The sequence below is a fragment of the Dysgonomonas termitidis genome, from assembly GCF_042654545.1.
Classification (GTDB): Bacteria; Bacteroidota; Bacteroidia; order Bacteroidales; family Dysgonomonadaceae; genus Dysgonomonas; species Dysgonomonas termitidis.
The window spans coordinates 1-16,256 of sequence record NZ_JBHSGN010000156.1; the positions used below are offsets into that span (position 1 = coordinate 1).

Below are 16,256 nucleotides of genomic sequence, written 5' to 3' on the forward strand. Positions count from 1 at the left end.
GATATAAAACTGAAATTAATTAAAAATAATCATCCAATTTGTTTGGATTTTAACTGGAATATACAATTATGAAAGAATATCTATTATTAGAGATAAGTGGTGTGGTTATTTTTGCAATCTATGTTCTTGTTGTTATTTGGTTGATAAAAAGGATACTTAATAATAAATATATATCTTCTAACAGGAAAATAGTGTATATAGTCCTTACATGCATTAATCTTTTTCTGGGACTTCTATTTTACTACTTGGAAGCGAATAAAAGGTTGAGAGAAAGATATTCCGCCAAAGAGTAGAGAGTAGTTTTATATATACCGTACCCAAAAATGCTGTTTATAAAATCTAAGGATGATAAAAATATATCGCCGAAAAGAAAAAAAATCTATAAAATCCTTTTCTGCGTATTTCCTTTTTGCAGTGTTTTAATCTATGATATAGAAAAGAGAAAGAATGAAAATACTCCCGCTATTGCGCGATTTTAAAATTTAGATACAGGAAATTTAAAATTACCAACTGTAATAATATAAATGGAGTTATCTCTCCGGCTTTTGAGACAACTCCATTTTATTATTTTGGTTGGATGATCTACAATTTCACACTCCTGCCTGTCTTACTGCTTTCTATGGCCGCATTGAGTATCTCTACGACTATAAGGTTATTTTCCAGCGATGACAAATCGGTAGGCTTCACCTCTATTTCGCCACGTACGGCAGCTTTGAGGTAATAGAAAGAATCGTTGTACGGTGCAGCCAGTTTCTCGGCTACCATCTTATTTTCTTTCTTATCCGAATATACACGCATATCATTCGCGTTATCCTGGTATATATAGCCTTTATCGCCATAAATATGCATATCCTTGCGGCTCATCGGCCAGTTCCACGAAGCCATGATAACGACTGTGGCATCAGGATACTCAAGCATAATAGTGGCATCATCGTCCACTTTGGGATAAACCTGCGGTTTCAGATGCTGCAAGGTAGCGGATACGCTGACAGGCTTCCGGCCTCCCATCAACCATGTGCTCAGGTTTGCCCCATAGCAGCCGAAGTCAACAACAGCCCCGCCTCCATTGAGCACAGGATCGGTAAGCCAGCGGAGAAATTCAGGACCGCAACCTATTTCTACGGGTCCCTGATGTCCGTCATATACATTTATACGCGATATCCGGCCAATCAAATTTTCATTCTTAATCAGGTAGTAAGCTTTATGATTGGCGGCATACCATGTCGTTTCATAATTGGTCAGCACCATTATATTATGCCTGCGGGCCAGTTCGGCTATGCGTTTAGCCTGTTTAGTCGTGGTAGCGAGCGGTTTCTCTACCATTACATGTATGCCGCGCGGAGCACAGGCTTCTATTACACGCAGGTGGTCGTATATGCTTTCATATACGATAACGGCTTCGGGCTTGGTTTTATCCAGCATTTCGTCCAGATTCTCAAAGAATTTGCTTTTATCTACTTTTGCCCGTAATGTCTTATTGTTCCATAGGGAGGTGTCTTTTTCGGCAATGCCTACCACTTCGAAGTCACCCCTGTCGAGGCGGGAAAGGACTTCCCATAGGTGTCCGTGCGAAAGGCCTGCCACAGCAAGCCGGAGAGGTTTGTCATTTTGTGCCGATGCAACGGCAGATATAGCTGACAGAGCCATTATCAGAAGGATTTTAATTTTTCTCATGTGTATTTCCTTGTTAAATTAACGTTGTTCAAAGGTAAAAAAAATAATAAGTTCCGATCCTTCTCCCGTAGCTTTTATTCCGAAGAAAATGCATCTTTTTCACCGTTCATATACCTTTCATACCTCTTCTGCCACTCACTTAATGGATAATCCTGCCCGGACGGCTGATGCAGAACCGATATATCTCCCGATCTCTTATCCACATAGAAGATATAAACCGTATCGAAACGACCTTCACTGCTAAGACCTACGTTTACCGTATAGCGCTGTTCCGTATTATTTGCGGGGTCTATGAATGCCGTCGCACCCTGTTTGCCGGACGTTTCTTTTTCCAGATATTCCGAATATTTCTTCACTTCCGGAATATCGAGTATCCTGCTCAACAGCGAATCTCTCAGCTCTACAGGAACAGAGTCTGTTTTCACTTTGAGACTATCATGGGTATAGTCGAATACAGCACTTCTTTCAGGCTGTTTATTTGTGCAGGAAGATGCAAGCAGGAAGGAAACGATAAATGACAAGGCGATAATATTTTTCATTTTATTGTTTTGAAAAAAATATAATAAATATTATGAAGTGTTCAGTGTTCATCCCGACACTCAATTATATCTGTTTTTCTGTAGAATGAATGTAAAAGCAAACCCTTCTTGTTCTTATAAAACAAAGCAGGTATGTATCTTGTTTTGTACCTGCCTGTTATTTATGTCAGTCAGTAGTTTCCTGCCATGCGCGATCAAATGTTGCTTGTAATTCTCCAAAGGAACCAAAAACGCTTCAGTACCCCCGTTTCAAAGACCGGCCCTTAACGGACAAAAAGACAAAACGCAGGCAGGGAAAAAGCTCTCTCCACAGATTGTGTAAGCCGGATCACCGGCTAAGTTAAAACTCCTTCCTGTTTTTTTTCGTCTTTTCATCCTACGTCGTAATAAGATTTACCGATTACTGAAAAAAAGCGTATATTTGAGTCTGTAACAGCAAATATATACTTATTCGTAATACCCTAAACTTATTACTTGAATGATACTAAGTGCTTTAAAATATACCCGCTATGTAGGAGAACCCCGCGAATGGAGCATTGTGGGGAATGACGGCGATTATGCTTATTTCAACAATATAAACTTACTGGTAGGCAAAAATGCTTCGGGCAAGAGCCGCACATTGAATGTCATTCGTGAAATTGCGGACTTACTATCGGGCAGGATAGATTTGAAATATGCAATCAGTCCGTCCGAATTGTTCGAACTGGTATTTACCAATGGCAATAATGATAAATACAAATATTCTTTGACCTTTAAGGACAGAATAGTTTCGGATGAGGTATTGACAATCAATAATAAAGTATTACTGAACAGGTCAAAAAAGATACTGTTAAACCCTCAGGGAGAAAATATTCCGTTCGAAGTTGCCGGTTTCGAAATCGCCATAGCGCAGTGCGATGCCGAAGGCAAACCCTATTTCGCGAACCTTGTATCATGGGGTGAATCATTAAAGAATTATCTGTTTGCCAATCAGTTGGAAAAGAATCGCCTGGTAAAAGATTATACCCAAATAGACGGGGACGACCATGACATAGACGACCCGGATGTACTCATATACACATTCTACAAGGGGCGGGAGCTTTTTGGTGAAACGTTTATATCGGAAGTTAAAGCCGGTATGCAGGAATTGGGTTATTCAATCACAAATATAGATATAAAGGAAACCCGTGGCGGCTTTGGTATCTTTATTGAAGAAGACGGGGAATATACCATCTCGCAGCGCGAGATGTCGCAGGGAATGTTCCGTGCCTTATCTTTATTTATTATGTTGAGTTATGCCCGGCTGAGCGATATTTCCCTTTGCCTGCTTATCGATGATATGGGCGAAGGCCTTGACTTCGAAAGTTCGAAGAAGATGATGGATCTGGTTATAAAGAAAGTCAACAAATCGAATATGCAGTTCTTTATGACATCCAACGACAGGCAGGTTATGAACCAGATACCCCTTCGCTACTGGTCTGTGATAGGGCGGGAGAGTAGTAAATCTATATTTTACGATTATACCAATTCGAAAGATACGTTCGACGATTTTAAATACACAGGACTGAATAACTTTGATTTTCTTGCCACGGACTTTTTCAAAAAAGGCTTTGGTGTTATAGATGAAGATAACGATTGATGAAACGGATTGCTTTTTTTGTTGAAGGACAGACCGAGCAGATTTTCGTGAATCGCTTGATAAAGGAAATTCTGGGAACTCAACAGATAAATATTATACAGAAACAGTTTCGCGGAGGAGTGAATATACCGAAAGTAGAGATTGTGCGGAACTCTTCATTTTCGCGTAATCCGAAATATGAAGTACTCATTTTCGACTGTGGCTCGGACAACCGTGTGAAATCTGAAATACTGGACAATATAGAGACTTTACGAAAAAACGGTTATGAAATGATCATTGGCCTACGCGACCTGTACCCGTTGCCGATAGACGATCTGGAAAAACTGGAAAAAGGGTTGCGGTTTCTTCCCAATAAATTGAAAAATGATGCTCAGTATTTTGACGTCATTATAGCCGTACACGAAATAGAAGCGTGGTTCCTGGCCGAGACGAACCATTTCAGGAAAATAGACAAACGGCTGACAGGGCGCTTTATAAAAGATAAGCTGGGATTCGATCCCTATGCTTCCGATCCGCAAGCAAGGGAGCATCCGGCCAAAGACCTTGATAATATCTATCGCCTTGTAGGCAAGTCGTATACCAAGAAATACAATGCTACTACACGTGTGGTCAACAAGCTGGATTTTAATAATATACGATTCAATCTCCGCTATGATGTCAGTCCTTTGGACCGCCTGTTGAAAGCGATAGAGAATTTCAAAGGGAAGAAGTGATTATTATTAATCCCCTTTTAATGATTTTGCAGGATTGATACGGGCTGCCCTAAGGCTTTGCCAGCTGATAGCGAGGAAAGAAACCAGAAAAACCGATACTCCCGCAAGGACAAACATCCACCAGTAGATGGTTGTCTTATATGCGAAGTTTTCGAGCCACTTGTCCATGACATACCATGCAACGGGCATCGCTATGATAAAGGATAAAAATATCCAGCGCAACAGTCCCAAATTGAGCATAAAGACGATCTCGCTGTTGGTAGCGCCATTTACTTTGCGGATACTGATTTCCTTCATACGGTTCTTTATCATAAAGGCCATGAATATAATCAGTCCGAGGATAGTGATAATGAAAGATAGTATGGAGAAGAACAGAACGACCTTCTCAGCGTTCAGTTCGTTCTCATATAGGGATTTGTAAGAGTCGGACAAGAATTTGTAGTTGATCGGATAATCAGGATTTAATGTGGCCCATACAGAGTTCAGGGTAGATAAAGCCTGTTCGTTCCTGCCGGGAGCAATGCGGATGATGAAGCAATTCATAAACATATTGCGTTGGAGTATAACCATAGGGATGGCATCTTCATAGACATTGGTATATGTGAAGTCTTCAACTACTCCGCAGATTATTCCTGTAGGGAAATAGTCGAGAGAGTTGTGGACTATGCCGACCTCTTTTCCGATAGCTTCTTCAAAAGATGAGAAACCTAATTGGCCAAGTGCTTTTCTGTTGACGATAATATTGTCTTTGTGGGATGATTTAAAGCCTTCTTCATACATCTTCCTTTGCTGAAGGTTTTCTTCTTCCGCATATGATAACCGGAGAGGAGGAAACAGTGTTCCGGCCGCAGGTTTTATATCGAGAGTCTGCATAAAGTCTTCACCGACTACCAGTACGGGTATATATACCGGTTCTTTCCCTTGTGTGGTTATGGCAATCATATCGCGGACAGCGATTCCCGGTAGTTGCATAGCGGCTGTAACCGATTCTATTTCGCTATGTTTGAGGAGCTCGTCCCGAAAGGCTGTATAGTTTTTTATGACCTCGTACGGTTGTTCTTCAAATACAAGTATACTGTCATTGTTGCCTGCAACCTGAGTGTTGCGGATAAGGGCCATCTGGTTATTGATACCGATACCTACAATGATAATGAACAGGACGATACTATACTGCACTATAAGCATGTATTTTACATTGGATATAGAAAAACGGGATTGCTGCAAGTCTGTCTGTTCATTCAGAAAGATGGTTGCCGACATATTGATAAGTATAGGCAATAGAGATACAAAGATGGTGAAAAGGATAAAAAGAAGGGCTATGATGATTGTTTCGCTCAAAGATAATGCGGAGAATGAGATGGAAAAATAGCTGCCGATGAATACCGACAGTAATTTCCCTGCTAATATGGAGATAACGCCTAAGAGTAGCGAAACCCATATCTCGTCTTTTATTACAGCCGAAGAGGAGGCTCCGTTCATTCTCAGCAACTGGTAATACCGCTTATTGTAAGAGAAGATTACACTGGAATTGAGCCACAGATTGAACAGGACGATTATAAGAAGAAGAAGGTTTACGCCTGCTATCAGGTAAACATAGTATATGTTGCCGTTGGTTTCCATTTCGCGCAGTAAATGGCTATGCAAATGGATGTCGGTCATCGGCATCAGACTGATTACGGCATTCTCGTTATCCGGGTTTTGTGATTTGAAATTGGCAGTCAGCCTGCTTTGAATGTCAGTGAGGTCATAACCGTCTTTCAACAACAGGTATGTATAGTAGAAAGAATTGTCGAAATCGTCTTTATGGATAATAATATCACTATGGAAGTGGGTATTTTCGGGCATGTTCTTAAATACTCCACTTATAAAGCGGACAGTAGATTCGATTCGTCTGCTGCTCAATTCTATTTTTTCGCCGATTACATCCGTCCTGCCAAAGAGTTGGTGTGCGAGGCATTCGCTGATGATGACACTTTCGGGGGAACTGAATGCTTCTTTGCTGTTGCCCTCTATTAACGGGATGTCGAGGATATTCAATAAGTTCTCACTGGCGAAGAAGAGGTTGTTTAATACTTGTTTGTTGCCATTATGGTTTAGTATTGCCGTGTTTACCAGCTCCAATTTGAACTCGTCTTCTATCTCGGGTATGTTTTGCCATATTTGTTTTGCAGAAATACCATAAATACGCCCGTCGGCTGTATTGTTGTCATATGAAAGAGTCATGCGGGCTATCCGGTGAGCATTGCTGTAAAACTTATCGTAGCTAAGTTCGCGCTTGATGTATGTATAGGAAACCAGTATACAGGCAAATATGAGGGTTAGTCCCAGCAGATTTATAATACGGAGACTTTTACTTTTCAGGAAGCGGCGGAGTATAAACGGTATATGGTACATAAAGAGTTCTTTAACTTATTGATTTAACATGAATTGCAGAAGGAGCAAAAGGCTAAAAACATGGAAAGAAAGAAAAAGAGTGTGCCTGCTTCTAAATCCTTAATACTCCTCCACAATTATTTATGGAAACTAATGCTATTCATTTTGTATGGCGTCTACAGGGTTCATATTGGCTGCTTTCCATGTCTGATAACAGACTGTAAGCATTGCGATGATGAAAGACAAAGCTCCGGCTCCCAGAAATACCCATATGCTCAATGATGTTTTTACTACAAAGCCATCCAGCCAACGGGCTACAAAGTAATACGAGACAGGGCAGGCTATCAGGAACGAGATGATTATCCATATTATAGTGTCCTTGTTTAATAATGCAAGAAGGTCGAGAACCGTAGCCCCGTTTATTTTGCGGATGCCTATTTCCTTTATCCTTCTCTGTGTAGAGTAGAATATCATCGCGTATAGCCCCATGACTGTAATTATCAGCGTGATAACCAAAGCATAGCTTAATACATTACGGGCGCTCATCTCAGAAGCATACTGAGCCTCATATGTTGTGTCCAGATAATGATATTCGAAAGGTACATTCGGTAACATTTGCTTCCATTTCTTTTCTATGGTTCTTATTGCTCTTTGAGGGTCTCCGGCGATCTTGAAGAATATCGGGTTGTGGTCGTCCCTCGATAAATTGAGATACATCTGAGCATCAGGTTCCTGATATAACGATTTTACATATGAATCGCGTATTACACCTTTCACAACATACTCCTTCCCTTCGTTTTCACTAAGTTTTCCTCCTATGGATATTATCTGGAACGATTTACCGACAGGATCTTTAAGCCCCAGTAACTGAACAGCCCGTTCATTTAGCACACAGAACCGCGAACTCGCCGCACTTTCCTGATATAAAGGATTTTCACCGGCTATAAATTCCATCCTGAAGAAGTCGAAATAATTGGGCGATACTTCCGACAGGTCAAGTAATATCTGTTCTCCGTTCTCTACATTCTTACCACCGATTCCGTTGCCCATTTCGAGAGGCAGATCATATTGTTTCATCGCCACATCCATGATAGACGGGTCTTGTACCAGTTCTTCACGCAGGGCTTTATAATCGCGGCCAAAGTCTCTCCAGCCATTCATGTAAACGATGTTTTTGTTGTCGAAGCCCAAGTCCTGATCCAGTATCTGATCTATTTGCTTAGCAAAGAAAAGGACTATGATGAGCAGACAGATAGATGTGGTGAACTGGATGATTATAAGTATCTTTTGGAACACAGACATCCTCTTGCCACGGAATTTTCCTCTGAGGGTTTCTATAACTCCGAATTTAGTCATTTGGAATGCGGGAAATGAACCGGCCATAAGGATTGTTATAATGAACAGGGAAACAGTAAAGATATATAATCCGGGTGAGAAGAAATCCAGAACCACATTGGACCGTGTATAATTATTGAAAACGGGAAGAGCCACCGTTGTAAGTAATATACCCAAAAAGATGGCAATCAGGATATATATGGCAGTCTCTTTATAAAAATCCACTATAAGAAGCTTTTTGCCGGCGCCAAGGGATTTTTTGATTCCAATGGTTTTTGCCCTGATAAAAGAAGTGGAGATGAAAAGGTTTGTAAAATTGATGCAGGCTATAATAAGGATTGCTATCGCCACGCCTATAAAAGTATTTAACAGCCCCTTATTCCCTTTTACTGCACTGTCGAAGCCTGCACTCGTTTTGCTGAAATGTATTTCTTTGAGAGGCTCCAGGTCTACCGAAAAATTTGCATCACGAATGAATGTTGATATTCCGCGCTTATTAATCTGCGTCACCTTATTCTCGATTGAGTGAATATCTGTACCGGGCAAAAGGATAAAATAGGTATCGTAATTGAAACTGCTCTCCCATTGCCAATCCTTGAAAAAGGAGAATAACGGAAAAACAACATCTGCCTGTATATGCGAATTCTTAGGCATATCGTACATGATTGCCGATACTGTAAACGTCCATCCGTGAAACCGTACCGTTTTACCCATAGGATTTTCGTTCGGAAAATATTTCCTTGCTGCAGATTCTGTGAAAATAACATTGTCCGGAGCTGAAAAGGCAGTCTTTATATCCCCTTCTTTCAACGGAAAGGTAAAGAATGAAAAGAAGTTGTGGTCGGTAATAATATTTCTTACATTAAAATATGTAATTTGATCTATCTCTATTCCGTTATTTTCGATCACCACACGGCACATCTGTTCTATTTCAGGAATTTCAGCTGCCGCCAGTTCCCCGAGTGGCTTAAATGCTGTAGCTGCTCTGACCGGCTTACTGCTATACCGAAAGTTTTGCACTACCCGGTACATTCTTTCTCCGTTCTTATGGAAATTGTCGAAGGACAATTCATTGATAGCCCAAAGACCGACTGTGACGGAAACCATGATGCCGAGGCTTAATCCGCAAATATTAAGTGTACCCACGGTTTTCTGTTTCCTGAAATTCCTGAAAAATTGTTTCATAAGTATATTACTTCATTAATTCATAGGGGAGCAAGTCCATATGGGGATATTACATTATGCTTTCCACCTCGGTGACGATCTGCCCGTCAAAGAGGTTCACTATACGGTGAGCAAATGACGCATCGTGCTGGGAGTGAGTTACCATGACGATAGTTGCACCTTCCCTGTTAAGTTCTGTGAGCAGGTCCATCACATCCTTTCCGTTTTTAGAATCCAGATTTCCGGTCGGCTCATCGGCCAGTATCAGCTTAGGATTAGCTATTACGGCACGTGCTATGGCAACACGTTGTTGCTGACCTCCTGATAGCTGGTTGGGGAAATGGCCTGCCCTGTGGCTGATGCTCATCCTGCGGAGAGTGTCTTCTACCCGTTTTTTGCGTTCCGATGCTTTTACTTTCAGATAGGTGAGGGGGAGCTCCACATTTTCGAAGACGGTCATTTCTTCAATCAGGTTGAAACTCTGGAATACAAACCCGATATTTCCTTTGCGGGTCTGTGTGCGTTCTTTTTCTTTCAGGTTACCGACTTCGTTGGTGTCGAGCAGGTAATGACCGGATGTAGGATTATCCAGCAGTCCCAGAATATTCAGCAGGGTAGATTTACCGCAGCCCGAAGGTCCCATAATAGCAATAAACTCGCCTTTGTTGACATGCATGGATATACCGTTCAGAGCGATTGTCTCCACTTCTTCGGTACGGAATACTTTCTTTAAATCATTGATCTGTATCATAACTTTAAATATTAAATTATTTTTTATTTTATTCGTTTTTTAATGAATCGACAGGATTAACCGTTGCTGCCCGCCAGCTTTGCCAGCTGACTGTCAGTATAATGATAAGTAGTATAGGGATACCGGCTAAAACAAATCCCCACCATTCTAAAGGAGTTTTGTAAGTGAAATTTTCCAGCCAGCGATTTAAAATGCAATGACTGACAGGAATGGATATGATAAAGCATATAATGAAAATCAAAAGGTAATTCTTATTGAAAAGAATCAGTATCTCGAATTCATCGGAGCCCAGGATCTTTCGCACACCTATTTCCTTACGCTTGTATTCACATTCAAACATGGCTATACCAAATACCCCGACAATGGATATGATAACAGCCAGCATGCTGAATATGCTTATGGTGGCTTCCGTACTTATTTCCTGTTTATACAAATTATTGAATACCTGGTCATAAAATTCTATTTTGACCGGGTATGCCGGATCGAATTCCGAAATGGTTTTCTCAATATATGATACAGCCTGCCTTATATCCGCGCCGGCTTTTATACGTATATACGAATATGGTTGTAAATTGCCGTCATTGAAAACAAAAGCCATATCTTCCGACCGGTTGCGCAGCGACCTGAATTTTACGTCGTCTATCACACCCAGTACCCGTCCGTCGTTATTTTGTCTGTGAGTCCTGCTCCATTCCACATCTATAATTTCACCCGGTTTTATATCATATTTTTTTTGCAGGTTGCTGTTTATAATATACGACACAACAGAATCATTTTTCACTGATTCATCCGGCATACGTCCTTCTTTGACTTTTATATTCATTACATCAAGGAAATTCCATGATACGGACAGTGAATAAAAACCAATACTTTCATCTTTATATTTCGCGCCCCATGAACGGTAATTATCCGAAGCTCCGAACTTCTGATGGGAGAAAGCCACGTCTATTATAACGGGATTGTCTTTCAACGCGGCCGTAAAAGAGTTTTTATCTTTCCATGCAATGCTTTGTGGCAGTTCGACAACAGCTATATTTTCTGTGTTATAACCGAGTGCATATTTTTGCATAAATAGATTTTGTTTATAGACAAAGAATGAAGTTATGATGAGTACAATAGATGCCAGGAACTGAAATCCGATCAATATAGTCCGCAGTTTCCTGCCCGAAGGCGATAGACCGAAATTTCCTTTCAGGGCTAATGCCGGGGAATAGGATGTCATATAATAAGCGGGACGTATGCCCGCAATGATTCCGGCTACAACAGCAATCAGTCCTGTCATAACAGTCGGAAAAATATTCTTTGCGGGATTTATACCGGCATGAATAAAAGGTAACGCATTGCTTTTATCCAGGATGACAATAACAACTATAGCCAGAAGAAATGAGATGAAACTCATGATGATACCCTCCGAAATAATACCCAACCGGAGGTATGTATTGGTACTTCCCAGTATTTTCCTCGTGTTTATACTACGCATACGCATCGGGGACAACGCCATATTGAAGTTCGTATAATTAATAATGGCTATGACTATAATGATGATGCCAATAGTAATCAGCAACAGGGGTGTGGTTTCACTCCCGCTTTTCACGAACTTGCCTGAAGGATCACTGTTTTGAAAATAAACAGCCGGGAGTGGAGTCAGCTTTATCCCTGTTTCATTATCTTCATTGAAAGTCTTGGTAAAATCGAAATTCTTATTGAAATTATCAGCTATTTCCTGCGGGGATACATTATTGTCGAGCAGGATGTAGCAGAAATAGTTAGAACTGCCCCAGTCGCTTATTGCATAATTTTCTGCTATTGCTGTATAAATACAATTTTTCAGTTGAGTATTATCGGGGAAATCTTCGAATACACCGCCTATAATCAGGAATCCTTTATCCTGTTTCGACCATAAACTTCCGGTCAGGTTGAGTTGTTTACCTACCGCCTGTTTATCACCAAACATTTTACGGGCTATGCTCTTCGGAATCATTACATTTTCGGGGTTTTTCAGGCAATCGGCCTGCCCTTCGAGCATCTTGAAGTCGAACATCTTTACTATACCTGTATTGCAGGTAGTAAAAGCTTCTTTAAATCCTCTCTGTATATTCCCTTCATCGACAGTAACGTAGAATTCGTCTATATAAGGATTAATAAGCGTACCGGCGATAATATGCGGTGAAGACGCTATTACGGCAGCCGTAAATGGGCGTGAATGAATCGGCCAGTCTTCGCCTGTCCTGAAGTTGGTACCTTCCACCCTGTATATCCTGCCCGCATTGGAATGGCACTTCTCGAAACTATACTCGAAATCTACCTGAATGGCAATGATAAGGAATGCGGCAAAGGCGGCGGTCAGTCCGAGTATATTAAGGATACCCGACACTCTGAATTTCTTGATTGTGTAAATAAAATTACTGAATATGGCTTTCATCTTTTCATTCTGTCTTTAATGCTTCTATGGGATTCCTGGATAATACCCTGATACTAACCAACGATGTGACTGAAATAGCTATAATATATTGAATCAGTATGGGAAATAGAAAAATACTCCAACCGAGAGTTGTACGGTTCGTGTAATTATTGAGCCACTCGGTAGTGAAATAGTACACTATAGGCATAGCTATCGCTCCGGCGATACAAATCCATATTATAATATCACGTGTAAGCAGTGTGAAAATGTTTTCTACACTGGCTCCGTTCACTCTCCTTATACCGATCTCTTTTATACGGCGCATAGTGCTGTAGAGATGCATGGCCACCAATCCCAACATAGCAATAAATATAGATAAGAATGAGCTTATCATTATAACTTTTCCCTGAGTCTTGATGGTATCGAATTTAGCCTTATATATATCTTCGCTCCACATCGGGTTAAGATAAAAATCGGGATCAAATTTTCTGAGAGTATTTACTGTTACTTCCTGAGCAGTTCTTCTGCTCACATGCTCATCATACTTTATATAAAGAAGTCCTGCTCCTCTTACACGGGTCAGCACTATAGGTGCTATACTATTGGCCGGACTGTCATAATAAAAATCTTTCACGACACCTATAATTTCACTGGTACCTTTGTAGTAAACTTGTTTTCCAACAACGGGATAAGTAAGTCCCAGCATTTTTATAGCGGCTTCGTTTAATACGATCTGGCGGATGCTGTCAGGGGTTTCTTCTTTATAAAACTCCCCTTCCTGCAGCTTAAATTCCATTAATTCGCACAATCCGCTCATAATTCTGTATTCGTTTATTGAAAGCCCTTTTTCTTTGCTTTCCAATAATGCGATCAGTTGCCCGCTACATCCTTCGCCAATGATATGATGGCCTCCGCTTACCATTTTTATTTCAGGTAAACTGAGTAATTCCTGTTTTACTGCATCATAACTCTTGGATATATCCTTTGTAACCAGTGCGCACATTACGCCATCCGGATTATAGCCTAACGGTATATTTTGGAGGTAAGCAGTCTGTTTATTGATAATCAGAATGAACGAAATAAGTACAATTGTTATAACAGACTGGAAGATTACAACAATAGTATTCAATCTGCGTTTCGAAAATTTAATACGTTTACCCAGAATGTCCAGTGGATTGTAACGGCTCAAATAAAATGCAGGATAAAATGCAGACAGTACGACAGTAATAATAAAGAGAGCTATAATACATACTATAAATGCAGGATTCAGCAACTGCATCAGGTCTATATCCTTTTTTATCAGATCGGCAAAGTAAGGCGTGCAGACGACAGCCAGAATGAATCCGGCGGCAAACGCAACGAAGACAATAAGCGATACTTCCCTGAAAAATTGCCCGATAATATCCTGTACACGTGCACCATTCGTCTTGCGTATTCCGATTTCATTCATACGTGTTTCTCCTTGTGCCATAAACAGGTTTATAAAGTTTGTTATAGCCAAAACCAGTATAAAGAGGGTCAATCCCGATAACAACCACATAAAAGTCGTACTGCTGCGTTTCCAAAGACGGCTATCGGCCAGAGAATGCATGTATATATCAGTGACATTCTGTGTCATGCCATAGGCTTTTGCTCCGAAGTTAGCAGCCCAGGGTTTCATCAGGGTAGCATATTCCTTTTCAATGGATGCCGTAACATTTGCCATCGGAATATCAGCTTTTATAAGATAATATGTATTGAATTCCAGTCCTTTATAATAATCTTCCATGTATTGAGGAATTTTTCCCATTACATCAAAGGTGAAATGAGTGTTTTTTGGAAATTCTTCGACTACTGCCGAAATGGTAACATCTTCTCCGTCGATCTTCAAGGTTTTCCCCATGGCATTGCTTGCGCTCCCAAATATAACTTCGGCTTTTTGACGGGTGATGACAAATGAGTTCATATCGTTTAGGGCAGTCTGAGGCGTACCTTCTACAAACTTTAAAGAAAATACCTTGAAAAAATCAGGATCAGCAAAAATAAGCCTTAAATTCTGGAAATGTTCGAGGTTATTTATAGCTTCAGTATTCCCGGCATCATATATTTGAGTGGCGGCTTCTATTCCCGGAACTTTTGCCGGAAGTTCAGTATAAGCAGTGCGTAGTGTTATGCCGTTTTTACGTATATTGCCATTATCGTCTACTATGGTTACCAGATTCACTATCCGCTCATTATTTACAAGATGTTTATCATAACTCCATTCATTTATAATAAAAAGAATCAGCATGATGGAAGTAGCCAGCCCGATAGCCAGTCCTGTTATATTCACCCACAGAAAAAGCCGGGTACGCTTGTAAGACCTTAATATATTCATAGTATTTCTATTTTAGTATCAGTTCCTGTATATCTCCATAGCTATCGTATGCAGACGTAATCACTTTTTCGCCCGGCTCCAGTCCGCTGGTTACCTCGTAATAGTTCGGGTTCTGGCGGCCTATCGTTATTTTACGCCTTACGGCCTTGCTTCCGTCCGGTACAACAACGAATATCCATTGCCCACCGGTAGTCTGATAAAACGGGCCGCGCGGTATTAATATAGCTTCGGCAGGTTGCCCCAATTGGAGATTTATATAGTATGTCTGTCCGGCGCGGATATTATCGGGGCGCTCTCCTTCGAATACAAAATCGGTTTTAAATTGTTTATCCCGTACTTCCGGATATACTTTCCTTACACGCAGGGCAAAGTCTTTATTCTGACGTTCGAATGTGGCGTCCAATCCGGCTTTTACCCTATCTATATAGTGCTCGTCGATCATCGCTTCTACCTTATAATCGGATAATACGCTGATTTGGCCTATACGTTCACCGGAAGCGACTGTTTGTCCTATCTCGACATCCAGTACACCCAATTGTCCGTCGACAGGGGCTTTCACATTCAGATTATCCACCCGTTGACGTACCAGTACCAGATTCTTACGGATATTGTGCAAACTTTCTTCCATCTGGTCTACCTGGATACCCCGGTATAAGGAATCCTGTTTCTGGCGCTCAACAACCAATACCCGTCCGTCTACTGCAAATTCGTAATCTTCTTTGGCCTGCAGGTATTCTTCTTTAGAAGTCAGCTTTTCAGAATATAGTTGCTTATACTGTTCATATTTTCTCTTCTTGCGTTCCACGTCCACATCCAGTTGCAGTTTCTCTTTTTTCAGGCTGAGTCTTTCCTGCTCCATAGACACCTGCGTATTACGAAGAAAGTTTTGCTTTTCGGCCAGTTGTGCTTCGCTATCGAGTATGTTGAGGCTTAACATCGGGTTCGTCAGCCGGATTATAATATCTCCTTTGCGTACTTCCGAACCCTCTTCTATCAGCTTCTCTGCTACCATACCGCCTTCTATTGCGCTGAGGAAGATTGTATTGATGGGCTGTACCTGTCCGGGAATGCGGACATAATCGTTGAACATGCCTTTCGTCGATTCCTGTATGGTAACCTTGTCTTTTTCGATATTCAGCTTTGAGGCATGATTACCGAATATATACCAACCGGTAAGCCCAAGTAAAAAGATACCTCCGGCAATGAAAGGGATATGCTTTTTCTGTATTCCTTTTTTCTTTTCTATTTTAATATCCATATGATTTATTATTTCAAGATTTCAAGATTTGGCTCCGTTTATAATTTAATTCAAAATACACATATTCAATTATT

The 16,256-nt window shown here is 40.8% G+C and carries 10 protein-coding genes; 2 read left to right on the forward strand and 8 right to left on the reverse strand.

The window, feature by feature from the left end; translation table 11 throughout:
• Positions 1-582: 582 nt before the first annotated feature.
• Entirely contained in the window at positions 583-1,674 is a 1,092-nt protein-coding gene (locus ACFO6W_RS23635; protein WP_380001154.1) for a Gfo/Idh/MocA family protein, read from the reverse strand.
• A gap of 74 nt (positions 1,675-1,748) precedes the next feature.
• Positions 1,749-2,213, reverse strand: coding sequence for a hypothetical protein (locus tag ACFO6W_RS23640; protein WP_380001156.1), 465 nt, complete (start codon positions 2,211-2,213; stop codon positions 1,749-1,751).
• 478 nt (positions 2,214-2,691) lie between these two features.
• Between ACFO6W_RS23640 and ACFO6W_RS23645 the strand changes: the two genes are divergently transcribed.
• Together ACFO6W_RS23645 and ACFO6W_RS23650 are read left to right on the forward strand one after the other, a co-directional pair.
• Positions 2,692-3,831 (forward strand): ATP-binding protein, encoded by a 1,140-nt coding sequence (locus ACFO6W_RS23645; RefSeq protein ID WP_380001158.1) that lies wholly within the window; start codon positions 2,692-2,694, stop codon positions 3,829-3,831.
• Positions 3,831-4,544 (forward strand): DUF4276 family protein, encoded by a 714-nt coding sequence (locus ACFO6W_RS23650; protein WP_380001159.1) that lies wholly within the window; start codon positions 3,831-3,833, stop codon positions 4,542-4,544. The genes ACFO6W_RS23645 and ACFO6W_RS23650 overlap by 1 nt, the downstream gene beginning before the upstream one ends.
• Before the next feature lie 6 nt (positions 4,545-4,550).
• Here the strand turns inward: ACFO6W_RS23650 and ACFO6W_RS23655 are convergent, their stop codons facing one another.
• The 6 genes from ACFO6W_RS23655 to ACFO6W_RS23680 all read right to left on the reverse strand — a co-directional run bounded on the left by ACFO6W_RS23655 (position 4,551) and on the right by ACFO6W_RS23680 (position 16,182).
• A complete protein-coding gene (locus ACFO6W_RS23655; RefSeq protein WP_380001160.1) occupies positions 4,551-6,938 on the reverse strand; it encodes an FtsX-like permease family protein in 2,388 nt (795 codons plus the stop codon).
• A gap of 135 nt (positions 6,939-7,073) precedes the next feature.
• A complete protein-coding gene (locus ACFO6W_RS23660) occupies positions 7,074-9,437 on the reverse strand; it encodes an ABC transporter permease (protein ID WP_380001161.1) in 2,364 nt (787 codons plus the stop codon).
• 49 nt (positions 9,438-9,486) lie between these two features.
• Positions 9,487-10,167 (reverse strand): ABC transporter ATP-binding protein, encoded by a 681-nt coding sequence (locus ACFO6W_RS23665; RefSeq protein ID WP_380001163.1) that lies wholly within the window; start codon positions 10,165-10,167, stop codon positions 9,487-9,489.
• A gap of 28 nt (positions 10,168-10,195) precedes the next feature.
• Positions 10,196-12,589 (reverse strand): ABC transporter permease, encoded by a 2,394-nt coding sequence (locus ACFO6W_RS23670; RefSeq protein ID WP_380001165.1) that lies wholly within the window; start codon positions 12,587-12,589, stop codon positions 10,196-10,198.
• 4 nt (positions 12,590-12,593) lie between these two features.
• The gene (locus tag ACFO6W_RS23675; RefSeq protein WP_380001167.1) at positions 12,594-14,924 is read right to left on the reverse strand and encodes an ABC transporter permease; all 2,331 of its coding nucleotides are present in this window, start codon (positions 14,922-14,924) and stop codon (positions 12,594-12,596) included.
• A 7-nt stretch (positions 14,925-14,931) separates the two neighbouring features.
• Positions 14,932-16,182, reverse strand: a complete 1,251-nt coding sequence (locus ACFO6W_RS23680; protein ID WP_380001169.1) for an efflux RND transporter periplasmic adaptor subunit — start codon at positions 16,180-16,182, stop codon at positions 14,932-14,934.
• Positions 16,183-16,256: the final 74 nt, after the last annotated feature.